The sequence below is a fragment of the Microbacterium sp. LMX7-1.2 genome (genome assembly GCF_040675935.1).
Classification (GTDB): domain Bacteria; phylum Actinomycetota; class Actinomycetes; order Actinomycetales; family Microbacteriaceae; genus Microbacterium.
The window spans coordinates 67,750-89,681 of sequence record NZ_JBEGIL010000001.1; the positions used below are offsets into that span (position 1 = coordinate 67,750).

The 21,932-nt window shown below is 70.3% G+C and carries 20 protein-coding genes; 12 read left to right on the forward strand and 8 right to left on the reverse strand.

Features of this window, described 5'->3' with window-relative positions:
- The first annotated feature begins 7 nt into the window (after positions 1–7).
- The 5 genes from MRBLMX7_RS00370 to MRBLMX7_RS00390 are packed head-to-tail and all read left to right on the forward strand — an operon-like array spanning position 8 to position 4,955.
- Positions 8–997, forward strand: a complete 990-nt coding sequence (locus MRBLMX7_RS00370) for an NAD-dependent epimerase/dehydratase family protein (RefSeq protein WP_363365721.1) — start codon at positions 8–10, stop codon at positions 995–997.
- Positions 994–1,791: an MBL fold metallo-hydrolase gene (locus MRBLMX7_RS00375; RefSeq protein WP_363365722.1), complete on the forward strand. Its 798-nt coding sequence runs from the start codon at positions 994–996 to the stop codon at positions 1,789–1,791. Before MRBLMX7_RS00370 ends, MRBLMX7_RS00375 begins: the two co-directional genes overlap by 4 nt.
- Positions 1,791–3,083, forward strand: coding sequence for a F390 synthetase-related protein (locus MRBLMX7_RS00380; RefSeq protein ID WP_363365723.1), 1,293 nt, complete (start codon positions 1,791–1,793; stop codon positions 3,081–3,083). Before MRBLMX7_RS00375 ends, MRBLMX7_RS00380 begins: the two co-directional genes overlap by 1 nt.
- Positions 3,080–4,012 (forward strand): 3-oxoacyl-ACP synthase III family protein, encoded by a 933-nt coding sequence (locus MRBLMX7_RS00385; protein ID WP_363365724.1) that lies wholly within the window; start codon positions 3,080–3,082, stop codon positions 4,010–4,012. The genes MRBLMX7_RS00380 and MRBLMX7_RS00385 overlap by 4 nt, the downstream gene beginning before the upstream one ends.
- Before the next feature lie 37 nt (positions 4,013–4,049).
- Positions 4,050–4,955, forward strand: a complete 906-nt coding sequence (locus MRBLMX7_RS00390) for an arginase family protein (RefSeq protein ID WP_363365725.1) — start codon at positions 4,050–4,052, stop codon at positions 4,953–4,955.
- Between the two features lie 15 nt (positions 4,956–4,970).
- Here the strand turns inward: MRBLMX7_RS00390 and MRBLMX7_RS00395 are convergent, their stop codons facing one another.
- The gene (locus tag MRBLMX7_RS00395; protein WP_363365726.1) at positions 4,971–7,412 is read right to left on the reverse strand and encodes a DNA gyrase/topoisomerase IV subunit A; all 2,442 of its coding nucleotides are present in this window, start codon (positions 7,410–7,412) and stop codon (positions 4,971–4,973) included.
- 59 nt (positions 7,413–7,471) lie between these two features.
- On the opposite strand from MRBLMX7_RS00395, the gene MRBLMX7_RS00400 reads away from it, so the two are divergent.
- On the forward strand, positions 7,472–8,593 hold the full coding sequence (locus MRBLMX7_RS00400; RefSeq protein ID WP_363365727.1) for an alkaline phosphatase family protein: 1,122 nt from the start codon (positions 7,472–7,474) through the stop codon (positions 8,591–8,593).
- Between the two features lie 24 nt (positions 8,594–8,617).
- Here MRBLMX7_RS00400 and sepH read toward each other — a convergent pair whose 3' ends face one another.
- Complete coding sequence (gene sepH / locus MRBLMX7_RS00405; RefSeq protein WP_363365728.1) at positions 8,618–9,664, reverse strand: septation protein SepH; 1,047 nt, start codon at positions 9,662–9,664, stop codon at positions 8,618–8,620.
- A gap of 196 nt (positions 9,665–9,860) precedes the next feature.
- Here sepH and MRBLMX7_RS00410 point away from each other — a divergent pair, with 196 nt between their 5' ends.
- Positions 9,861–10,154 carry a DUF4193 domain-containing protein gene (locus MRBLMX7_RS00410; protein ID WP_363365730.1) on the forward strand — a complete coding sequence of 98 codons (294 nt, stop codon included), beginning with the start codon at positions 9,861–9,863 and terminating at the stop codon, positions 10,152–10,154.
- Positions 10,155–10,236: 82 nt separating this feature from the next.
- Here MRBLMX7_RS00410 and MRBLMX7_RS00415 read toward each other — a convergent pair whose 3' ends face one another.
- A complete protein-coding gene (locus tag MRBLMX7_RS00415; protein ID WP_363365732.1) occupies positions 10,237–10,701 on the reverse strand; it encodes a DUF3093 domain-containing protein in 465 nt (154 codons plus the stop codon).
- A gap of 12 nt (positions 10,702–10,713) precedes the next feature.
- On the opposite strand from MRBLMX7_RS00415, the gene dut reads away from it, so the two are divergent.
- The 5 genes from dut to dxs all read left to right on the forward strand — a co-directional run bounded on the left by dut (position 10,714) and on the right by dxs (position 17,595).
- Positions 10,714–11,187, forward strand: a complete 474-nt coding sequence (dut, locus tag MRBLMX7_RS00420) for a dUTP diphosphatase (protein ID WP_363365733.1) — start codon at positions 10,714–10,716, stop codon at positions 11,185–11,187.
- Positions 11,180–11,767: a DUF3710 domain-containing protein gene (locus MRBLMX7_RS00425; protein ID WP_363365734.1), complete on the forward strand. Its 588-nt coding sequence runs from the start codon at positions 11,180–11,182 to the stop codon at positions 11,765–11,767. Before dut ends, MRBLMX7_RS00425 begins: the two co-directional genes overlap by 8 nt.
- On the forward strand, positions 11,764–12,504 hold the full coding sequence (locus tag MRBLMX7_RS00430) for a DUF3159 domain-containing protein (RefSeq protein ID WP_363365736.1): 741 nt from the start codon (positions 11,764–11,766) through the stop codon (positions 12,502–12,504). The genes MRBLMX7_RS00425 and MRBLMX7_RS00430 overlap by 4 nt, the downstream gene beginning before the upstream one ends.
- Positions 12,505–12,612: 108 nt before the next feature.
- Complete coding sequence (locus tag MRBLMX7_RS00435) at positions 12,613–15,495, forward strand: aconitate hydratase (RefSeq protein ID WP_363365737.1); 2,883 nt, start codon at positions 12,613–12,615, stop codon at positions 15,493–15,495.
- Positions 15,496–15,654: 159 nt separating this feature from the next.
- Positions 15,655–17,595, forward strand: coding sequence for a 1-deoxy-D-xylulose-5-phosphate synthase (dxs, locus tag MRBLMX7_RS00440; protein WP_363365739.1), 1,941 nt, complete (start codon positions 15,655–15,657; stop codon positions 17,593–17,595).
- A gap of 110 nt (positions 17,596–17,705) precedes the next feature.
- Here the strand turns inward: dxs and MRBLMX7_RS00445 are convergent, their stop codons facing one another.
- The 5 genes from MRBLMX7_RS00445 to MRBLMX7_RS00465 form a co-directional block, all read right to left on the reverse strand.
- Complete coding sequence (locus tag MRBLMX7_RS00445; protein WP_363365740.1) at positions 17,706–18,278, reverse strand: hypothetical protein; 573 nt, start codon at positions 18,276–18,278, stop codon at positions 17,706–17,708.
- Complete coding sequence (locus MRBLMX7_RS00450) at positions 18,275–18,949, reverse strand: TetR/AcrR family transcriptional regulator (RefSeq protein ID WP_363365741.1); 675 nt, start codon at positions 18,947–18,949, stop codon at positions 18,275–18,277. The genes MRBLMX7_RS00445 and MRBLMX7_RS00450 overlap by 4 nt, the downstream gene beginning before the upstream one ends.
- Before the next feature lie 62 nt (positions 18,950–19,011).
- Positions 19,012–19,707 (reverse strand): SPFH domain-containing protein, encoded by a 696-nt coding sequence (locus MRBLMX7_RS00455; protein ID WP_363365742.1) that lies wholly within the window; start codon positions 19,705–19,707, stop codon positions 19,012–19,014.
- 125 nt (positions 19,708–19,832) lie between these two features.
- Complete coding sequence (locus MRBLMX7_RS00460) at positions 19,833–21,302, reverse strand: glycerol-3-phosphate dehydrogenase/oxidase (protein WP_363365743.1); 1,470 nt, start codon at positions 21,300–21,302, stop codon at positions 19,833–19,835.
- Entirely contained in the window at positions 21,299–21,931 is a 633-nt protein-coding gene (locus MRBLMX7_RS00465) for a TetR/AcrR family transcriptional regulator (RefSeq protein ID WP_363365744.1), read from the reverse strand. Before MRBLMX7_RS00465 ends, MRBLMX7_RS00460 begins: the two co-directional genes overlap by 4 nt.
- Position 21,932: the final 1 nt, after the last annotated feature.

Below are 21,932 nucleotides of genomic sequence, written 5' to 3' on the forward strand. Positions count from 1 at the left end.
ACAGACCATGTCCGGTGCCCGTGTGCTGGTGACGGGGGCGAGCGGGTTCCTCGGCGGCCACGTCGTGCGCGAGCTGCGGACGCACGGGCACGAGGTCTTCGCCGCGGGACGGCGGGCTGACGCTCTCGCCGCCGTCGCGGACAGCGAGCACCGGGTCGTGGGGGACCTCGCCTCGCTGCGCGAGCACGATCTCGCCGTGGATGCCGTGGTCCACTGCGCCGCGCTGTCGACGCCGTGGGGGCCGTGGCGTTCTTTCCGCGAGTCGAACGTGGAGGGCACGGCGCACGTCGTGGAGTTCTCGCGGCGCAACCGCGTCCGGCGGCTCGTCCATGTGTCGTCCCCCAGCGTCTACGCGGCCCCGCGCGACCGCGTGGGCATCCGGGAGGACGAGGTCGACACCGGGAACCGGCTCAACGGCTACATCCGCTCGAAGATCGCCGCCGAGGCGCTGCTGCAACGGGCGCTGCGCTCCGGAGACATCGGCGAGCTCGTGATCGTGCGCCCGCGCGGACTGATCGGCGTCGGCGACCCGAGCCTCGTCCCGCGTCTGCTCGACGTGCACGCGCGCCTCGGCGTGCCGGTGTTCGACGGCGGGCGCACGCTCATCGACATCACGGCCGTGCAGAACGTCGCGGCGGCTCTGCGTCTCGCGCTCTCGGGCGGCGACGCGCGCGGGGGCGTCTACAACATCACGAACGACGATCCGCGGCCTTTCCGCGAGCTTCTCACGCAGCTCCTCGCGCTGCTGGGCGAGACTCCGCGTCTGCGCCCCGTGAACCGTCGCGTGGCCTGGGCGGCTGCCTCCGTGCTCGAGGGCGTCCACCGCGCGATGCCCGGACTTCCGGAGCCGTCGTTCACGCGCTACACGCTGAGCACCATCGCGTTCTCGCAGACCCTGGACATCTCGCGCGCGAAGGCCGAGCTCGGCTATCGTCCCGAGGCCTCCCTCGACGACGCGCTTGTCGACGTCGCGGCCGATCTGAGGTCCCGATCGTGACCGGCCGGTTGCGTCACTACGCGTGCGGCAGCACGACGCACGACCTCGCTGCGATGTTCCGCGGCGAGCCCCGCGGCGTGCGGGATTTCCCCTCCGGGGTGTTCCTGTACGACGGCGCTGAGGGGCGGCGCATCCTGTTCGATACCGGGTACGCGACAGGCGAATGGCGGACGGGATGGCGCGGTGCCGTGTACCGCAGGCTCCTGCCGCCGATCGTCGAGGACGCGGACGACGTGGCTTCGCAGCTGCGGCGGGACGGTGTGGATCCCGCCTCGGTGACGCACGTGGTGCTCTCGCACCTGCATCCGGATCACATCGGCGGGGTGCGCCGGTTCCCGGGGGCGACGTTCGTCCTCGCCGAAGGGCTGGAGCGGACTCTGGCGTCCCCGCGTCTGCGCACGGCGGTGCTCCCCGGACTTCTGCCGGACTGGTTCGCGCACGTACCCCGGCGCGTCCTGAAAGACGGGGAGTTCCAGGACCGCGAGGTGGGCGGACTCCGCCTTCCGGCGGTCGATCTGTTCGACGACGGCTCGTACCTCGTCCTCGCGCTGCCAGGGCACGCGGACGGCCACGTGGGCGCGCTCGTCGAGGAGCGTGTCCTGCTCGCGGGCGATGCGGCGTGGGGGCGCGACCTGCTCGACGCGGTCCCGCGCCTGCGCGCACTGCCGCGCGCGGTGCAGTTCGATCCCGACGCCTACGCCGCCACTGCGCGAACCCTCCGAACGATCGCCGACTCCGGCATACGGGTCGTGTGCAGCCACGATCCGCTGGGCGCGAAGGAGCTGCTGCCCTGATGTCGACGCTGCGCATCCTCCGTGAGTTCGTCGCCGTGCGCTGGCTGCGTCCGCTCCGTTCCCGCCGGTCCGTCGAGCGGCGGCAACGCCGTCTGCTGCGCGCGCACCTGCGCTTCCTGCGCCGCCGCTCACCGTACTTCGCGGACAGACTCGCCACGGGGTCGTTCGCCGATCTGCCGTTCATGGACAAGCGGGTCATGATGGCGAGCTTCGACGACATGAGCACGGTCGGCGTGCGCCGCGATGAGGCGCTCGCACTCGCGATGGCGAACGAGAGGACCAGGGAGTTCGACGCCGATCTCGGTTCGCTCTCCGTGGGTCTCTCGAGCGGTACGAGCGGGCATCGCGGGCTCTTCGTGGTGAGCCCCGCCGAGCGGGACGCGTGGGTCGGCACGGTGCTGGCACGCACGCTCCCGCGCGGGCGGATGCTCGGCCACCGGATCGCACTGTTCCTGCGGGCGGACAACTCCCTGTACGAGTCGGTGGGCTCGCGCGCGGTGTCGTTCCGGTACTTCGACGTGTACGCGGACATGGACGACAACATCGCCCGGTTGCGCGACTTCGCGCCGACGATCCTCGTCGCGCCGCCCTCGGTGCTGCGCCGGATCGCCGTCGCAGCCGACACCGGTTCCTTCGACGTCGTGCCGCAGAAGGTCTACTCCGTCGCCGAGGTGCTCGAGGTCGCGGATGAACGGCGCATCCGCGACGCGCTCCGACAGCCCGTGGTGCACCAGCTCTACCAGTGCACGGAGGGTTTCCTGGGGCACACGTGCGAGCACGGGGTCATGCATCTGAACGAGGACGCGGTCCTCATCGAGCGGGACATGCTCGACGAGGAGCGATTCGTCCCCATCGTGACCGACCTGCGGCGACGGGCACAGCCGATCGTGCGCTACCGACTCGGCGACGTCCTGCGACTGCGAGCCGAGGCCTGCCCCTGCGGCAGCGCGCTCACGGCTCTCGATCGGATCGAAGGGCGCGAGGGCGACACCCTGCTCCTGCGCGGGCTCGATGGGCGCGGCATCCCGGTGTTCGCGGATCTCGTGTCGCGCGCTCTGCTGTTCGCGGAGGGGTTCGACGAGTACCGCGTCGTGCAGACCGGGGAATCGCGGATCGAGGTCGCCCTCGACGTCGTGGACGAGCGAACGCGGCAGAGTGTCGCGGCCGAGTTGCATCGACTCGCCGACAGGCTGTCGTGCGAGCGCCCGGAGGTCGTGATCGTGCCGTACGCTCACGACGGGTCGGTGAAGATGCGCCGTGTCGTGCGGGCCTGGGGGGATGGACGGTCATGAGGAACTGCGAGATCGCGGGGTGGGGCACATCCCTTCCCGCGCGCACCGTGCGCTTCGGGGCGGAGGTGCGCCACCGGATCGCCGACGACGTCTCCCACCTCGACATGCTCGTGGATGCCGCCGAGCAGGCGCTCCGGCACGCGGGCATTGCCCCGGAGGATATCGACCTCGTGCTCGGCGCGTCCGCCGCGGGTGTCCAGCCGATCCCGTGCACGGCCGCCCTCGTGCTCGAACGTCTGACGCTCCGCGGCCATGCGGCCGCATTCGATGTGAACTCGACGTGCACCAGCTTCATCACGGCGCTCGACGTCGCATCACGCTACCTCGACGCGGGTGACCACGACACGATCCTCATCGTCTCGGGAGACGTCGGCTCCCGCTTCCTGAACCCCGAGCAGCGCGAGAGCTTCGAGCTGTTCAGTGACGCCGGCGCGGCAATGGTGCTGCGGCGCACGACGGAGCCGGAGCGCGGCGTGATCGCGAGCGCGCAACGCACCTGGCCCGCGTACGCGCACGACACCGAGATCCGCGGGGGTCTCTCCCGTTCGCCTGCGCAGGCCTACGCCGACGCCGATCCGGCCGACTACCTCTTCGACATGGACGGTCGGCGCGCCCTGCTCGGGATGATGCGGGTCCTGCCGGAGTTCTTCGACGCGTTCCACGCGTCGTCGGGTGTCTCACCCGAGGACGTCGCGCTATGGGTCCCGCACCAGGCGTCCGCCGCACTCGGCCCCATGCTCGACCGACTCGGCGTGCCGGCGGACCGCCGAATCGACGAGGTGCGCGCCTTCGGCAACATGGTGTCCGCCTCGGTGCCGTTCATGCTGGCCCGGGCGCTCGACGCGGGCCGCGTAGGCCGGGGCGACACGGTGGTCCTGTGTGGCACGGCGGCGGGGCTCACGGCGAACGTCCTGGCGCTCCGCCTGTGATCCCGTGGCGCCGGAAGCGCACTGCGAGGATGGGGCGATGATCGCGATCGTCTCCGCGCCGACGAACCTCGGCCTGCGTCCCCCGAGGCCCGGCTCCGTGCCCGGCACTGCCAAGGCGCCCGAGGCGCTGCGCGAGGCCGGGCTGCATGAGGCGCTGCAGTCGCGTGGAGCGCGGGATGCCGGCGCCGTGATCCCCGGCCGGTACGAGGACGATCCCGGCCGCGATCCGCGCACCCTGCGCAATCAGGTCGCGATCGCGGAGCACGCGCGGCGACTCGCGGCGCGTCTGGTCGACATCCGCCGTCGAGGAGACGCACCCCTCGTCCTGGGTGGCGACTGCAGCCTCGTGATCGCCGCGGGGCTGGCCTCCCGCGTCACGGAGCGAGGTGGCCTCGTGCACGTCGACGGCCACACCGACTTCCGGCATCCGGGCAACAGCTCTGCGATCGGCGCGCTCGCGGGCGAGGACCTCGCCGCCGCCATCGGCCGGCACCTGCCGGAGATCGCCGACCTCGACGGGCTGGGCCCGTACTTCGACGCCGCCGCCACCGCGCACATCGGATGCCGGCGTGACGACGAGCACCTCGACGAGGTGTCCGCCGCTCTCGCGGTCACGATCCCTGCCGACCGGATCGTCCTTCACGGCGTGGCCCGCGCCGCGAGCGACGTCCTCTCGACGCCGCGCCTGGAACACGGCTTCTGGCTCCAGGCCGACGTCGACGTCCTCGATCCCGCCCACATGCCGGCGGTCGACAGTCCCGATCCCGGCGGTCTGTCCCCTCAGGAGCTGACACGTCTGCTGCAGGAGCTGGCCCCCAGGGCGTGGGGTGCCTCAATCACCGTTTTCGATCCCGACCTCGACCCCACGGGAGACCATGCCCGCACGGTGGCCGAGATCGTCGAGGCCGGCCTGCGCGACCTCGGTCGAGACTCCCTGGGATGACGGCGGCGCCGGACGTCAGACCAGAGTCCGCCCGATACTGCCGATGACCCCGTCGACGGGCTGACCCGAGGCATCACGGCGGGCGCCCGGTTCGGGGAGCTTGCGCACCGCGCCGGTCGGATCGACGGCCTGCGCCGGGCTCGGTCCCACCCACGCGACCGTGAGCCTGTCCTCGCCCTTCAGGAAGGAGTGGGCCCGCACGCCACCCGTCGCACGGCCCTTGCCCGGGTAGTCGGCGAAGCTCGAGATCTTGGCCCGGCCGGGGTCAGTGCCGGGCAGCACGCTCTCGGCCCCCGAGACGGTCGCGACCACGGCGTCCGCACCCGGGGGCACTGCGCCGAAGAAGAGCACGGAGGCGCCGGCGCCGAGCTTGATGCCGGCCATGCCGCCTGCGGCCGCGCCCTGGGGGCGCACCGTCGACGCGGAGAACCGCAGGAGCTGTGCATCGCTCGTGAGGAAGACGAGCTCGGCATCGTCCGCGGCCTCGGCCGCGCCTACGATCCGGTCGCCGGCCTTCATGCTGATGACCTCGATGTCCGGGCGCACGGGAAGCGACGACGGCACGAAGCGCTTGACCGTGCCCTGCGCTGTGCCGAGAGCGATCGGCACGTCGCTGTCGAACTGCACGAAGCCCAGCACGCGCTCGCCCTTGGTCGTGATGCCGAGGTAGTCGCGCAGCGGGGTCCCGGCGGCGAGCTGCACCGACGAGGACGGCACGGAGGGCAGATCCACGGGGGAGAAGCGCTGCACCCGTCCCTCCGAGGTCAGCGCCCCGAGTTCGGCGCGCACGGTCGTCTCGACGGTCGTCAGGATCGCGTCGTGCTTGCTGCGACGAGCGGGTGCCGTCAGCTCCTGCCCCTCGCCGAGATCGACACGCACCGTGCGACCCGTCGTCGACAGGACCAGCACGGTCGGCGCATCGGCGATCTGCAGATCGATCGCGCCCTTGGTGGCCCGCGGCTTCGGCGGGGCGGCGTTCATGAGCAGGGTGCGCCGGGGGGTGCCGTAGGCATCGGCCACGGCATCCAGCTCCTTCGCGACCGCCGCGCGCAGCAGCGCCTCGCTGCCCAGCAGTTCGCGCAGCGACGCGATCTCGGCCTGCAGGGCATCGCGCTCGGTCTCGAGCTCGATGCGCGAGAACTTCGTGAGCCGTCGCAGCCGGAGCTCGAGGATGTACTCTGCCTGCGGCTCGCTGAGATCGAACACCGTGCGCAGGCGCGCGCGGGCCGCCTCCGAGTCGTCGGACGAGCGGATGACCTGGATGACCTCGTCGATGTCGAGGATCGCGATCAGGAGGCCCTCGACGAGGTGCAGACGCTCCTCGCGACGGGCGAGGCGATAGCGGCTCCGACGCGTGATGACCTCGAGGCGATGCTTCACGTAGACGCTGAGCATCTCCTTGAGGCCGAGCGTGCGGGGCTGGCCGTCCACCAGGGCGACGTTGTTGATGCTGAACGAGTCCTCGAGAGGAGTGAGGCGGTACAGCTGCTCGAGCACGGCGTTCGGATCGAAGCCCGTCTTGATGCCGATCGCGACGCGCAGGCCGTGGTTGCGGTCCGTGAGGTCGGTGACGTCGCTGATGCCCTGGAGCTTCTTCGCCTGCACCGCGTCGCGGATCTTCTCGATCAGCCGCTCGGGGCCGACCATGTACGGCAGCTCCGACACGATGATGCCGGTGCGGCGCGGACCGAGCGGCTCGACCGACACCTTGCCGCGGACCTTGAGGGCTCCTCGGCCGTTCGTGTACGCGTCCTTCACGCCATCGAGACCCATCAGGATGCCGCCGGACGGGAAGTCCGGACCCGGCACGAACTCCATGAGGTCCTCGGTCGTGGCGTCGGGGTTCTCGAGCAGATGCGTCGCAGCGGCGACGACCTCGATGAGGTTGTGCGGGGCCATGTTGGTGGCCATGCCGACCGCGATGCCGCTCGCGCCGTTGACCAGCAGGTTCGGGAACGCGGCAGGGAGCACCGCGGGCTGCTGGAACTGGCCGTCGTAGTTCGGGATGAAGTCGACGACATCCTCGTCGAGGTCCTGCGTCAGCGCCATGGCCGGCGCGGCGAGACGTGCCTCGGTGTATCGGGCCGCCGCCGGGCCGTCGTCCAGCGAGCCGAAGTTGCCGTGGCCGTCGACCAGCGGAACACGCAGCGCCCATTCCTGCGCCAGACGCACCAGGGCGTCGTAGATCGCCGAGTCGCCATGCGGGTGGAGCTTTCCCATGACCTCGCCGACCACGCGCGCGCTCTTCACATGCCCGCGATCGGGCCGCAGGCCCATCTCGGCCATCTGGAAGAGGATGCGGCGCTGCACCGGCTTGAGGCCGTCGCGCGCGTCGGGGAGCGCGCGCGAGTAGATGACGGAGTAGGCGTACTCGAGGAACGAGCCCTGCATCTCGCTCTCGAGGTCGATGTCCTGGATTCTCTCCGGGGCGAGCTCGGGCGGCGGGGTCTTCGGCATGGGCATCCTGGATGGTGCGAGGCAGAGGGGGAACCGACGCCTGTGTCAGACTGGCTCGGATGTCCCTCATGCTACCGTCCGAGTCGCCCGCAGCTCGGAGCGTCGTCGGGGTGGCGGACGACCTCTTCGCCGCTCTGCACGGGGAATCGGCCGTCCTGCCGCCCGCGGAATCGGTCGTGCTCGTGCTGGTCGACGGGCTCGGCGCGATCGCGCTGCGCGGTCACGCCGGTCACGCCCGCGCCCTCACCGCGGGGATGGCGAAGAAGGACGTCGCGCACTCGGTGTTCCCGTCGACGACCGCCGCGGCGCTCACGAGCCTGCTCACCGGCGTCTGGCCGGGCGAGCACGGGCTGGTCGGATACCGCGTGCTCGATCCCTCGCGCGACGTCCTCGTGAACCAGCTCACGGGGTGGGAGTCGGAGGGGCTCGACCCGCTCACCTGGCAGGCCGCGCCGACCGTGTTCGAGCGGGCACGCGCCGAGGGTCGTCCCGCCTTCGCGACCGGTGTCGCCGCGTACGCCGAAAGCGGCTTCACGCGGGCGACGCTGCGCGGCGCCGACTTCGTGGCGGCGCAGACCGCCGCGGAGCGCGTCGAAGCGGCATACGACCTCGCCGAGCGGCACCCCGGTGCCCTCGTCTACTGCTACCTGCCCGAGGTCGACAAGGCGGGGCACAAGCACGGCATGGACTCCCCGCAGTGGATCGCCGCCCTCGAAGAAGTGGACGCCGCGCTATCGGTGCGCGTCCCGCCGGGCGTCGGCGTGCTCGTCACCTCGGACCACGGCATGCTCGACGTGCCCGCTCATCGTCAGGTCGTGCTCGACGCCGAGCACCTGGCGGGAGTGCGCCACATCGGCGGCGAGCCCCGCATGCTGCACGTCTACGTCGAGCCCGACGCGGATGCGGCGCACGTGGCCGACCGCTGGCGCCGCGACCTCGAGGGTCTGGCCGACGTCGGGACCCGCGGCGAGGCGATCGTGGCGGGGCTGTTCGGTCCCACCGTCACCGAGGCTGCAGCATCGCGCATCGGAGATCTGCTGGTCGTCGCTCGCGGCAGCGGGGCGGTGTACGACGGCACGGCGGCCGATCAGCGCGGCCGCGGCATGATCGGGCAGCACGGTGGCCTCACGCCGGAGGAGCGTCAGGTCCCGCTGATCCGGCTGGGTTCCTTCTCGCGCTGAACGGTGCGGCCGCCGGCGCCAGGGTCACTCGTCGGTGCGTGCGCCGAAGACGATCTCGTCCCACGACGGCATCGCGTTGCGCCGGCGCCGGCGCGTCCCGCTGTCGTTCGCGGGCTCCGGCGCGGTCGGCTGCTCGTCCGTGTCCTCGCGCTCCGCCTCCTGCTCCGTGGCGTCGAAGGCGTCGAACAGGGCGATCGGGTCGTTGTCGGACTCGTCGGCCGCATCCTCCAGCAGTGGCGCGGTTTCGCGCTGACCGCGCCGACGACGAAGAGCCTCGAGAAGGTCGGCGGTTTCGGGACTCGTGTTCGAGGACTCCGGGGCACGCTTGATCGCCGCGTCCTGCACAGCCGGTCCCGAGCGCTCCGGCGTCGACGACCCTTCGCTCTCGGCCTCGGGCGAGGGCACGAGCCGAGGACCGAAGGCCCCGGAGTCGAACCGGCTGTCGTCCTTGTACGGCGAGGTCGTGCGCTCGGACTCGACGGCGCGCAGTCGCGGGATCAGCCCCTCAGGGAGCGCCCCCTGGCGGGACAGCTGCGTCGCGTCCGCGTTCAGAGGGGAGAGGGCGCTGCGGCGCGGGTCGAAGCTCCAGCGCGCGTCGTGGTCGACCTCGTTCGCGGAGAACTCGAGCTTGATGACCCAGGTGCGGTCCTCCTTCCAGCTCGCCCAGCGCTCGTCCGTCGCCTGGACATCGGTGAGCTTCGCCCGGATCGCCGTGCCGAAGGTGGGTTGCGCGTCCGGCTCCACCTCGCTGCCGATCAGGACGGGCACAGCGAGCGCCTGACCGATCACGTGCTCGCGCTCGGCGAGCACCGGACCCTCGAAACGGATGACGTCCTCGACGTCGATCCCGAGGAGCTCGGCGACCTCGGGTGCCGTGAGCCCGGCACGGATCTGCGCCTGGATGTCACGCGGGCTCGCCGCGAGGCGCTGCGCCGCCGGCTCGCTCTGACGGGTCGCCCGGCGGATCTCACGGTGCAGCACGTCGTCGATGGGCAGCGAGAACCGCTCGCCCGACTCGGTCGCGAGTACCAGGACTCCGGATTCGGTGCCGACGATGGTGACGTTTTCCATGCGAATGCCCCTCTGATGGGTGTGCGTTCATGGTGTCATGCGCCACCCTCGGGATCCGGGAATAGTCTGGGCGCGCCGTGAGTTTGGTCTGTCGCGCCCACGGGCATTTGCTTATTCACCCGAGGTCGTGCAAACTATGGCCGCCGATTACCCCGACGGCGCACCACCCACTCGCATGAAAGTGGAGATTCTCCATATGGCAACCGACTACGACGCTCCCCGCAAGAGTGAAGACGACTCCGAGTCGATCGAAGCCCTCAAGGAGCGTGTGCCGGACAAGAACTCGAGCTCCTCGGGAGACGAGGATGCGGACAACCCGTCCAGCTTCGACCTCCCCGGCGCCGATCTGTCCGACCTCGAACTCGATGTCGTCGTGCTGCCCGCGCAGCAGGACGAGTTCACCTGCATGAGCTGCTTCCTCGTGAAGCACCGCTCGCAGCTCGACCACGAGGACGCTTCCGGCCCGATCTGCAAGGAGTGCGCTGCCTGAGCGCATCCCTGACGAAGACGTGCGCGCCCCGGACCTCGGTCCTGGGCGCGTTGTCGTATCCGGGGGAGTCCCCGACGGTCGGTCAGGCCTGCGCGTGGCGGATGGCCGCCGCAAGGCGGTCGGGCGTGCGCGAGGAGATCGTCCAGCTGACGGTCGGGTCGTCCTGGTCGGTGACGGAAACGACCACCACGCCGTCGATGCCCCCGCGGATGAGGTGCCAGCCGTGCAGCGGGAGGCCCGGACCGCGTGCTTGCCGCGCCTCCTCGCCCGACAGGGCGACCGGCTCGCCGAGGTGGCGGACGTCGATGTGGGCTCGGCCGGCGCGGAGCTCGCCCTCCTCGACGGACACCACCGGCGTCACGGCGATCGCCGCGAGCACGAGCAGCGCCGATACGGCCGCACCGACGATCAGGGCCACGGTCGATCCGACCGGCACGAAGATCAGAGCGACCATCGGGCCGGCGAGGGCGACGGTCACCAGCAGCCAGAGGCTCGGGGAGAGCCGCTCGCGGTAGTGGGCACGTGTCTCGGGGGCGGTGTTCTGCATTAGCCTCATGGGGTGACTGATTCCGTTGATGTCCCCATTATCGCGTCTGTCGTCCCCGGATACGCCCACCCGGGGGACGCCGGGGCCGATCTGGTCGCCGCGGAGGCCGTGCATCTCGGACCGGGGGAGCGCGCTCTCGTCGCGACCGGCGTGCGGATCGCGCTGCCGGAGGGGTACGCCGCCTTCGTCGTACCGCGCAGCGGTCTCGCGGCGAAGCACGGCATCTCGATTGTGAACTCGCCGGGCACGGTGGACGCCGGCTATCGCGGGGAGATCAAGGTGAGTCTGATCAACACCGACATCCGCAGCGCGTACGATGTGGCCGTCGGCGACCGCATCGCGCAGCTGATCGTCATGCCCGTGACGCGTGCCACGTTCATCCCGGTCGACGAGCTGCCGGAGAGCGCTCGCGGCGAGGGTGGCTTCGGCTCGACCGGCTACCAGGCAGGACACCACACGAACCCGGCAGGACAGAGCAATGACTGACAACAACGCGACCCCCTCGAAGGCCGCACCCGCGAACCGCGCCACCGAGGGCCCGTTCGACGACTCCGAGGCGAACCCGGTCCGTCCCTATATCGACCTCGGCGGGATCAAGATCCTCCCGCGTGAGGGTCTCAACCTGCGCCTCGAGGTCGAGGAGCAGAGCAAGCGCATCGTGGCCGTCGGCCTGGACTACGCGGACTCCTCGCTGCAGGTGCAGCCCTTCGCCGCTCCGCGTTCGGGCGGACTGTGGGACGAGACGCGTGTTCAGCTGCGCGACCAGGTGCGCTCCCAGGGGGGTCGGGTGGAGGAGCGTGAAGGGCCGCTCGGAACCGAGCTCCTCGCCGAGGTGCCCGCGCCCGCGAGCGAAGGCTCGGAGCTGCGGCTCGCCCGCTTCATCGGCATCGACGGCCCCCGCTGGTTCCTGCGCGGCGTGATCGGCGGCGCTGCGGCCTCCGACCTCGACGCCGCGGCGAAGGTCGAGGACCTCTTCCGGTCCATCGTGGTGGTGCGCGGTGGGGCGCCGATGCCTCCGCGCGACCTGATCCCGCTCAAGATGCCCGCCACCCCGGGCTCGGCGTGAGCACGCCCCTGACGCCCCCGGAGCCCGAGCGCGAGCAGAGCGCCTCCGAGATCCTCGGCGCGGCCCTCGGGGGAGCAGCTCGTCGTGCCGGGCTCGATCCGACGGAGACCGGTGCCACGCACAAGGTCGTCTGGTCGGCGATCGGCGGCTGGCGCGGCATCCTCGAATCGGTCCTGCCGAGCCTCGCGTTCGTGATCCTCTTCACGATCAGCCCGGAGCCCTTGATCCTGTCACTCGGCGTGTCGGTCGGCATCGCGGCCCTGTTCACGATCGTCCGCCTGCTGCAGAAGTCCCCGCCGTCCGCGGCGATCGGCGGACTCGTCGCCGCCGCGGCGGCCGCCGCGCTCGCCCTGTTCACCGGTCGCGGCGTGGACAACTTCGTACCCGGTCTCATCACGAACGCGGCCTACGGCACGGCCATGCTCGTGTCCGCGCTCATCGGCTGGTCGCTGATCGGCCTGGCCGTCGGGTTCCTCATGGGCGACGGCACGGCGTGGCGTCAGGACCGCCGCAAGCGTCGTGCGTTCCTGTGGCTCGGGATCGCCTGGGCCGCGCTCTTCTTCGCCCGTCTCGCGGTGCAGCTGCCGCTCTACCTCGCGGGAGAGGTGGCCGTGCTCGGCACGCTCAAGCTGATCATGGGGCTGCCGCTGTTCGCGCCGCTCATCGCCGTCACCTGGCTGGTGGTCCGTGCGCTGTACCCGCGCGCGCAGGATGCTGAAGCACCCGCCGAGTCGTGATAGATTTATCTTGACATCAAGATAAATTGCAGGCTTCCGCCCAGCGGTCCCGCGGAGCAGACTGGTTAGGTCTGCCTTGCTAGCCGCAGGGGCTCGCTGGCGAGCAAGATGGAGGCGCCTGTCGCTCCCATCCGAATAGAAGGAGACGGATTCGTGTCCACGGTGAACAGCTTCGGTGCCAAGAGCACCCTGACGGTCGGCAGCACCGACTACGAGATCTTTCGCATCGACACGGTGCCCGGTTTCGACAAGCTCCCCTTCAGCCTCAAGGTGCTCCTCGAGAACCTGCTTCGCACCGAGGACGGCGCGAACGTCACGAAGGCGCAGATCGAGGCCCTCGGATCGTGGGATGCCGCGGCTGAGCCCAACACCGAGATCCAGTTCACGCCGGCGCGCGTGGTCATGCAGGACTTCACCGGTGTGCCCTGCATCGTCGACCTCGCCACCATGCGTGAGGCCGTCACGGCTCTCGGCGGCGACGCGAACAAGATCAACCCGCTCTCTCCCGCCGAGATGGTGATCGACCACTCCGTGATCGCCGACCTCTTCGGCTCGGAGAACGCGCTCGAGCGCAACGTCGAGATCGAGTACGAGCGCAATGGCGAGCGGTACCAGTTCCTCCGCTGGGGCCAGACGGCCTTCAGCGACTTCAAGGTCGTCCCGCCCGGCACCGGCATCGTGCACCAGGTGAACATCGAGCACCTGGCCAAGGTCATTTACGACCGCAACGTGGACGGCGTGCTCCGCGCCTACCCCGACACCTGCGTCGGCACCGACTCGCACACCACCATGGTCAACGGCCTGGGCGTGCTCGGCTGGGGCGTCGGCGGCATCGAGGCCGAGGCCGCGATGCTCGGCCAGCCCGTGTCGATGCTGATCCCGCGGGTCGTGGGCTTCAAGCTGTCCGGCGACATCCCCGCCGGTGTGACCGCGACCGACGTCGTGCTCACGATCACCGACATGCTGCGCAAGCACGGCGTCGTCGGCAAGTTCGTCGAGTTCTACGGCGAGGGCGTCGCCTCGGTGCCGCTCGCCAACCGTGCGACCATCGGCAACATGTCGCCGGAGTTCGGCTCCACGGCCGCGATGTTCCCGATCGACGACGTGACCCTCGACTACCTGCGCCTCACCGGCCGCTCCGAGGAGGCCGTCGCGCTCGTCGAGGCGTACGCCAAGGAGCAGACGCTCTGGCACGATGCCTCGAAGGAGCCCGTCTTCAGCGAGTACCTCGAGCTCGACCTCGGCACCGTCGTGCCGTCGATCGCCGGCCCGAAGCGCCCGCAGGACCGCATCCTCCTCTCCGAGGCCAAGTCGCAGTTCGAGCAGGACATCCTCTCCTACGCGACGGCGTCGACGTCCGACGACGTCGTCGACCTCGAGTCGAAGCACTCCTTCCCGGCATCCGACCCCGGGGCCGTCCCCGGCGAGGAGGAGCCGCGCACGACGCGTCCGGTGCACATCAACAGCGGCGCCCCGGCGAACGCCTCCAAGCCCGTCCCGGTCACGACTCCCGAGGGCGAGAAGTACATCCTCGACAACGGCGCCGTCACGCTGGCCGCGATCACGTCGTGCACCAACACCTCGAACCCGTCGGTCATGATCGCCGCCGGTCTCGTGGCCCGCAAGGCTCTCGAGAAGGGCCTCAAGCAGAAGCCCTGGGTCAAGACGACGCTCGGTCCCGGCTCGAAGGTCGTCACCGACTACTACGAGAAGTCCGGACTCGACAAGGACCTGGAGGGTCTCGGCTTCTACACGGTCGGCTACGGCTGCACGATCTGCATCGGAAACTCCGGACCGCTGATCGAGGAGGTGTCCGAGGCCATCAACTCGCACGACCTCGCCGTCACCGCAGTGCTCTCCGGCAACCGCAACTTCGAGGGCCGCATCAGCCCCGACGTGAAGATGAACTACCTCGCGAGCCCGCCGCTCGTGATCGCCTACGCGCTCGCAGGCTCGATGCACTTCGACTTCGAGAACGACGCGCTCGGCAAGGGCACCGACGGTCAGGACGTGTTCCTCAAGGACATCTGGCCCACGCCCGACGAGGTGCAGGAGATCGTCGACTCGTCGATCTCGCGCGAGCAGTTCATCAAGCAGTACGCGACCGTCTTCGACGGCGACGAGCGCTGGCGCAGCCTGCCCACGCCGGAGGACGACACCTTCCAGTGGGACGAGAACTCGACGTACGTCCGCAAGGCGCCGTACTTCGACGGGATGACGATGGAGCTCACCCCGGTGAAGGACATCGAGGGTGCGCGCGTCATGGCGACGCTCGGCGACTCGGTCACGACCGACCACATCTCGCCCGCCGGCAACATCAAGCCGGGTACGCCCGCTGCGCAGTACCTCACGGAGCACGGCGTCGACCGCAAGGACTTCAACTCCTTCGGCTCGCGCCGAGGCAACCACGAGGTCATGATCCGCGGCACGTTCGCGAACATCCGCCTGAAGAACGTCATGGTCTCGGCCGTGAACGACGGTCAGGTCGTCGAGGGCGGTTACACCCGTGACTTCACGCAGCCCGGCGGCCCGCAGTCGTACATCTACGACGCGAGCATGAACTACCAGGAGCAGGGCACGCCGCTGGTGATCTTCGGCGGCAAGGAGTACGGCTCCGGTTCGTCGCGCGACTGGGCGGCCAAGGGCACGAGCTTGCTGGGCGTCAAGGCGGTCATCACCGAGAGCTTCGAGCGCATCCACCGCTCGAACCTCATCGGCATGGGGGTCGTCCCGCTGCAGTTCCCCGCCGGCGAGAGCTGGGAGTCGCTCGGCCTCGACGGCACCGAGATCGTGTCGATCACGGGCCTCGAGGAGCTGAACGAGGGCGTGACGCCGAAGATCGTCAAGGTTACCGCGACCCCGAGCGAGAACTCGCCCGAGGGCAAGCAGGTCGTCGAGTTCGACGCGGTCGTGCGCATCGACACCCCCGGTGAGGCGGACTACTACCGCAACGGCGGAATCCTACAGTACGTGCTGCGTTCGCTGGTCTGAATCCGCTGACGAGAGGGGCTCGGTTCTTCGGAACCGGGCCCCTCTTCGCGTGTCAAGGGGGTATGTCGTCCCCGGCCCCTCCCATGCTGCCCGGGGTAGGATCGGACCTGCATCCGGACCGGAATCGGATGCTCATACGGTGCCTGTGAGGAGGTGCAGATGCCCATTCTCCGGAGCATCTCAGGACCCCGGGATCTCGACGCCCTGTCGGAGGACCAACTCGAGGAGCTGGCGGGCGAGATCCGCGAGTTCCTGGTCGAGAACGTGTCCCGCACGGGCGGGCACCTCGGCCCCAACCTCGGCGTCGTCGAGCTCACGATCGCGCTGCACCGCGTGTTCTCCTCCCCGGACGATCCGTTCATCTTCGACACCGGGCACCAGTCGTACGTGCACAAGCTGCTGACGGGGCGCCAGGACTTCTCCTCGCTGCGGCTGCGCGGTGGCCTGGCCGGATACCCGCAGCGCGGCGAGAGCGCTCACGACGTCGTCGAGTCCTCGCACGCGTCAAGCTCGCTGAGCTGGGCCGACGGGGTGTCGCGCGCTCTCACGGCCACCGGACGCGCCGACCGCCACGTCGTCGCTGTGGTGGGAGACGGAGCGCTGACCGGCGGCATGACGTGGGAGGCGCTCAACAACATCTCCGACGACAACGACCGCAACCTCGTGATCGTCGTGAACGACAACGGACGTTCGTACGCGCCGACCATCGGCGGCATGTCACGCTACCTCAACCGCGTGCGCACGGCCGCAGCGTACAAGGACCTCCATCAGCGGTCCGACCGCTTCTTCCGCACCTTCGGCCCGGTCGGACGCGCCGTGTTCCGCGGTGTCCGTGGCGGCACGCACGGCTTCCTCTCGCGCTTCACGAACAACGAGGCGCTGTACTCGAACCTCGACATCAAGTACCTCGGCCCCGTCGACGGGCACGATCTCCCCGCGCTGATCGAGACGCTCGAGCTCGCGAAGTCCTATGGTGCTCCCGTGATCGTGCACGCGATCACCGAGAAGGGACGCGGCTACCAGCCGGCCCGTGACGATGAGGCCGACCAGTTCCACGCCGTCGGCAAGATCGACCCCGCGACGGGCGAGACGCTGTCCTCGGGCGGCCGCGGGTGGACCGACGTGTTCTCCGACGCGCTCGTCTCGGTGGGCGAGCGCCGTTCCGACGTGATCGCGATGACCGCGGCGATGCTCCGTCCGACCGGACTCGCACCCTTCGCCGAGCGGTTCCCCGACCGCGTGTACGACGTCGGCATCGCCGAACAGCACGCCGTGGCCTCGGCGGCCGGCCTCGCTTTCGGCGGCCTTCACCCCGTGGTCGCGCTGTACGCCACGTTCATGAACCGTGCGTTCGACCAGGTGCTCATGGACGTCGCCCTGCACCGCGCCGGCGTCACGTTCGTGCTCGACCGCGCGGGGGTCACGGGCCCCGACGGACCGAGCCACCACGGCATGTGGGACCTCGCGATGCTGCAGATCGTGCCGCACATCCGCATCGCAGCTCCCCGTGACGCTGTGCGCCTGCAGGAGGCGCTCGACGAGGCCGTGCTCGTCGACGACGCCCCCACCGTGATCCGCTTCCCGAAGGGCGATGTCGCCCCGGAGCTGCCCGCGATCGATCGTCTCGACGACGGCGTGGACGTTCTGGCGCGCGGCGAGTCGGAGGACGTCCTGATCGTCGGGATCGGGCCCTTCGCGGCTCTCGCCGTGGACGTCGCGGAGCGACTGCGCGCGCAGGGGATCGGCGCGACCGTGATCGACCCGCGGTGGGCGATCCCCGTGCAGCCGTCGATCGTCGAACTCGCGGCGCGGCACCGTCTCGTGATCACGCTGGAGGACGGCATCCGCGTCGGCGGCGTCGGCACCCGCGTGCGTCAGGTGCTGCGCGAGGCAGGCATCGACACGGCGGTCGACGAGCTGGGGCTTCCCGACGAGTTCATCGACCATGCCTCGCGCGACCAGATCCTCGCGGATGCAGGGCTCACCGCCCCGAAGATCGCGCAGGACGTCGTCGCGCAGGTGCTCGGCACCCGCATCCCGATGGCTCGTCAGTCGGGGGAGACCGGCGCGATCGAGTTCCCGCTGCACGAACGGGGCTGATCAGCGGGCCCAGGATCCGCGACGATGCCGAGGCGGTCGCGCCGAGCTGCGGCGTCGGCATCCGTTCGTCGCGCGTGACGCGCTGTCAGCGACCGGCGCGGCGTGCATGTTCATGGCGTCGTGGCATCCTCGACGACGGCATCCTCGTCCGCTCGTGTGCGGACGAGCCCGGCATCCTTCCGCAGTGCTCGCCGGGCGCTGAGCCACCAGCCCAGCGGTGTGGCGATCGTGATCGCGACCGCCGGGGTCGTGATGAGGATCGTGTAGGTGTTCACCTCGGTGAGCGAGGGGATCGTTCCGATGACCGTCAGGTAGAGCGCACCGATCGCGGCGCCCAGCACGGTGTATGCCGTGACGTGCACGGGCATCGCACGTACACGGCGAAGTGCGAGGGCGATGGGGCGGACGAGGAGGATGCCGAACGGCACGAGCACCAGCGAGACGATCGCGACGATCACCGAGATCACCAGGATCGCGAGGCCCGAGATCAGCCAGTCCGACCAGAGCGGCTGCGTGGCGGACGGCAGGGCCCAGAGCATGCTCGCGAGGATCCCCACGGGCACGAGCCCACAGAACAGCAGCCAGGTGAGCAGGCCGCCGTTCAGCAGCTCGTCGGTGCTGAAGGCCATCGGGCGCTCGGGAGTGCGCATCGACGCGTCCGGTGCGGGCGTCTGGGCGGTCACGAGCGCACTTCCGCAATCTGCACGAGGATGTCGCGCACTGCGGAATGAACGCCGGGTACGCGCACGAACGGGAGCGCCAGCGCGAGCAGGCGCAGGCCTGTGGTGAGCAGCGTGCGCGTGTTCGCCTGATCGGGGGACTGGTCGTAGGTCCAGCGGAGCACGACGGCGAGATGTCCGACGAGCAACGCCTCGGGGAGCGGCGCGACGACGTCGTCGGGGAGTCGGTGCTGCGCACCCTCGACGGCATCCCGGAACAGCGCGACGGTCGTGTCGCGAGCGGGTGAGGATTCGGTCGACAGGGGATTGAGCGGGGAGTCGGGTGGGATCATCGCCGTGAGGAAACCCGGAGCCACGGCTCGATACGGTGCGAGCGCGTCCAGGCCGCTCAGGTAGACGATACGCAGCCGGTCGACGAGCGCGGTCACGCCCTCGAGGCGCTCGCGCGCGAGACGCTCGTGCTCGCGCTGCACCTGCTCGTACAGCGCCTGCACGAGATGCTCCTTGGAGGGGAAATAGTAGTAGGCGTTGCCGACCGAGACCCCGGCCTGCTCGGCGATGGACCGCATGGTCGTGTCGGTGTAGCCGCGCGTCGTGAACGAGTCGATCGCCGCCGCGCTGATGCGCGCGCGTGTGCGGTCGCTCTTGCTGCCCCGCTCCTCAGTTTCGAACATGTTCAAAAACTACACCCGGCGGCGTAGGATCGCCATCCCGACGGTCACTCGCGCCGTGATGATCAGTTCAGAGCATGCAGTGCGGCGACGGCCTCCGCGCCACGATCGCTGTCGCGAAGCGCTGTGGACAGGAGGTACCCGTCGGTGAGCGCGTCGCCCGTCACCATCACTCGCACGAGCTCGACGCCGCAGGCGCGACGCACCTCCTCGGCACTGGACGCGATCACCCGCGTGTTGATCTCGTCGTTGTGGGGGAGCTCAGCGCCGTCGAGCCCGCGGATCACGTCGCGCAGGGAGGCTCCCACGATGTTCGACGCCCGCTCCGTCACGTTCACGACGTCGAGTTCGAACACCCGAAGATCTCGCCCGTTCGGTATCGGTCGCCACTCGAACGATGCGTGCACGCGATGCTGGTGGCCGCTCGCTCCGGTCATCTCGCGGGCGGGGAGATCGGTCGCCCGGCAGCGCACGTCGACGAGCTTGTACCAGTAGAAGAGCGGGAACGCGCCGTGGGTTCCCGGGTGCAGCACGACGACCTCGCCCACCGCGCCACCGCGGTTCGTCGTGCGACGCGGCGGACGGTTGCGGATGATCGGCTTGCCGTTGCGGGTGCGGATCGCCGCCCACCCCTCGTCGACCGTGACCAGGAAGATCTTCAGCAGCGCGGGAACCACGAGCAGGATGGTGAGGATCGCCGTGCCGGTCTTGAACAGCCCCGACATCCCCTTGCCTCCGAGCATCGAGAGGATCATGTCCATGACTCCACTGTGCATGCTCGACGGTGTAGACACAGCCTCGGGGGGATGCCGTACGGCGGAGTTCACACGCTGTTCGATGCGCGTTCGCCGCTCCGCCTCCCGCTGGATACGGCATGCGACGGAGATCAGTCGTGCTCGGTCAGGATCTCCGCGACGATCGCCTCGACGACGGGAAGCAGGAGCGCTCGGTCCGTGTCGACGAGCCCCGCGCGCGTCCGACGGTCCAGCACGTCGTCCGCCGTCAGGGCGCCCTCCGCGCGCACCGCGTAGTCGACCTCGGCACGGGTGAGCGCGAGTCCCTCGAGAAGGGGAGCGGACGCCGTCGACGCAGCGTTGTCGTGCGGTATGACGCGATCGACGAGGCGCAGGGCTGCCGTGCGGCTCGGCGTCGCGGACAGACCGCGCAGCCTCGCCGCGAGGTCGACCGCGTCCTCGGCCATGCGCCGATAGGTCGTGAGCTTTCCGCCGAGGACGTCGACGAACCCGCCGGCCGACTCCGCAACCAGGTGCCGTCGCGAGATGTCCGCGGTGGAATCGGCGCCCGAGTCCACCAGCGGTCGCAGGCCGGCGAACGCACCCCGCACACGGTCGCGCGACACCCGCTCGGCGAGCACGCGGTTCAGGTTGTCGAGCAGGAACGCGATCTCCGGCTCCGTCGGCGTTGCGACGTCCGGTAGGGGCCCTGGGGCGTCTTCGTCGGTCAGGCCGACGATCACGCGACCGCCCTGCTGGGGCAGCGCGAACACGAAGCGACTGATCGAGCCCTCGTGGGGGATGGTCAGGGCGGCGGTCGGGTGGCCGAGGTCGCCCGCATCGAGGACGATGTGCGTTCCGCGGCTGGGGCGGATGGTGATGGCCTCGTCCAAAGTCCCCGCCCAGGCACCCGTCGCGTTCACGACGCTGCGTGCACGGAGGTCGACCCGGGTCCCCGTGAGCGCATCCTCGGCGGCGGCGCCGTCTGCGCGGAGAGACAGCGCCCGCATGCGGGTGAGGATGCGCGCGCCGTGTGCCGCGGCGGTGCGGGCCACGGTGGCGACGAGGCGCGCGTCGTCGACCAGTTGGCCGTCGAAGGAGAGCATCCCGCCGCGCAGGCCCTGTGCCGCGAGCGCCGGCACGAGTGCTCGGGCCGTGCGTGCGGTGACGGGGCGTGGTGCGGGAAGGACGCGTCTGGACGTGCCGGCGCGCATGCGCAGCAGGTCGCCGAACGCCATCCCCACCGCACCCGTCGCACGCTGCCGGAGGCTGACGCCCGGCACGAACGGCAGCAGCTGGCCGAGCGGCCGGATCAGGTGTGGAGCGATGGTCGTCATGAGCAGGTGGCGTTCGACCGCGCTCTCCCTCGCGGTCGCGACGTCACCGGTCGCCAGATAGCGCAGGCCGCCGTGCACGAGTTTCGAGCTGAAACGGCTCGTGCCGTACGCGAGGTCCTGCGCCTCGATGAGCGTCACGGTGAGGCCGCGTGAGGCGGCGTCGAGCGCGACGCCGGCGCCGGTGATCCCTCCGCCGACCACCAGCACGTCCACGGTCTCAGATGCGGCGCGGTCGAGGTCCACGGCCCGACGCGCGGCGTTGAGGTCGGGGGAGCCGGTGGTCATGCGCGGAGCAGTCCGTCCAGCGCGGCACGCAACTCCCGCTCCCAGGCGCTCTCGGAGACCAGGTCGGAGACCGTGCCGTGCGACAGCACCGCGGACTGGGCGAGGAGCAGCAGCATCACGGCCATCTCGGCCGGATCCTCGCGGCGCACATCGCCGTTCTCCTGTGCGGCGGCGATGGCGCGGGCGAGCCAGGCGAGGATGAGTCGCTGGCTCGAGCCCACGCGCTGCAGCGTGTAGCGCGTGAACGCCTCGGGTTCCTCGTCGAGGAGCCTGCCGTAGACGGGGTCGCTGCGGAAGAGCGCGGAGAAGCGGAGGACGTCGTCGACGAGGGCCTCGCGGGAGCGGGACGGCTCCGGGAACTCCGCGACGATGCCGGCCACGCGCCGCAGCAGGGCCGCGCGAACGACGTCGTCGGCGTCGGTCCAGCTGCGATAGATCGTCGGGCGGCTGTGGCCGGCGCGGCGCGCGAGCTCGGCGATCGTCACGCCGTGCACCCCGCGACGCAGGATGAGCGCGTCCGCGGCGTCGAGGATGCGGATCTGCGTCGCGTCCCAGTGGGGGACGCGGTCGCGCGGCGCGACGTCGTGCGACGGGAGATCGGCGGGCGTCGCTGCTTGACGTTCTTCCATG

What these genes read in the sequence shown, in the direction of transcription:
- MRBLMX7_RS00370 (WP_363365721.1), top strand. Translation starts at nt 8, where the DNA reads ATGTCCGGTGCCCGTGTGCTGGTGACGGGGGCGAGCGGGTTCCTCGGC.
- MRBLMX7_RS00380 (WP_363365723.1), top strand. Translation starts at nt 1,791, where the DNA reads ATGTCGACGCTGCGCATCCTCCGTGAGTTCGTCGCCGTGCGCTGGCTG.
- MRBLMX7_RS00385 (WP_363365724.1), top strand. Translation starts at nt 3,080, where the DNA reads ATGAGGAACTGCGAGATCGCGGGGTGGGGCACATCCCTTCCCGCGCGC.
- MRBLMX7_RS00390 (WP_363365725.1), top strand. Translation starts at nt 4,050, where the DNA reads ATGATCGCGATCGTCTCCGCGCCGACGAACCTCGGCCTGCGTCCCCCG.
- MRBLMX7_RS00395 (WP_363365726.1), bottom strand. Translation starts at nt 7,412, where the DNA reads ATGCCGAAGACCCCGCCGCCCGAGCTCGCCCCGGAGAGAATCCAGGAC.
- MRBLMX7_RS00400 (WP_363365727.1), top strand. Translation starts at nt 7,472, where the DNA reads ATGTCCCTCATGCTACCGTCCGAGTCGCCCGCAGCTCGGAGCGTCGTC.
- sepH (WP_363365728.1), bottom strand. Translation starts at nt 9,664, where the DNA reads ATGGAAAACGTCACCATCGTCGGCACCGAATCCGGAGTCCTGGTACTC.
- MRBLMX7_RS00410 (WP_363365730.1), top strand. Translation starts at nt 9,861, where the DNA reads ATGGCAACCGACTACGACGCTCCCCGCAAGAGTGAAGACGACTCCGAG.
- MRBLMX7_RS00415 (WP_363365732.1), bottom strand. Translation starts at nt 10,701, where the DNA reads ATGCAGAACACCGCCCCCGAGACACGTGCCCACTACCGCGAGCGGCTC.
- MRBLMX7_RS00425 (WP_363365734.1), top strand. Translation starts at nt 11,180, where the DNA reads ATGACTGACAACAACGCGACCCCCTCGAAGGCCGCACCCGCGAACCGC.
- MRBLMX7_RS00435 (WP_363365737.1), top strand. Translation starts at nt 12,613, where the DNA reads ATGGAGGCGCCTGTCGCTCCCATCCGAATAGAAGGAGACGGATTCGTG.
- dxs (WP_363365739.1), top strand. Translation starts at nt 15,655, where the DNA reads ATGCCCATTCTCCGGAGCATCTCAGGACCCCGGGATCTCGACGCCCTG.
- MRBLMX7_RS00450 (WP_363365741.1), bottom strand. Translation starts at nt 18,949, where the DNA reads ATGTTCGAAACTGAGGAGCGGGGCAGCAAGAGCGACCGCACACGCGCG.
- MRBLMX7_RS00455 (WP_363365742.1), bottom strand. Translation starts at nt 19,707, where the DNA reads ATGGACATGATCCTCTCGATGCTCGGAGGCAAGGGGATGTCGGGGCTG.
- MRBLMX7_RS00460 (WP_363365743.1), bottom strand. Translation starts at nt 21,302, where the DNA reads ATGACCACCGGCTCCCCCGACCTCAACGCCGCGCGTCGGGCCGTGGAC.
- MRBLMX7_RS00465 (WP_363365744.1), bottom strand. Translation starts at nt 21,931, where the DNA reads ATGGAAGAACGTCAAGCAGCGACGCCCGCCGATCTCCCGTCGCACGAC.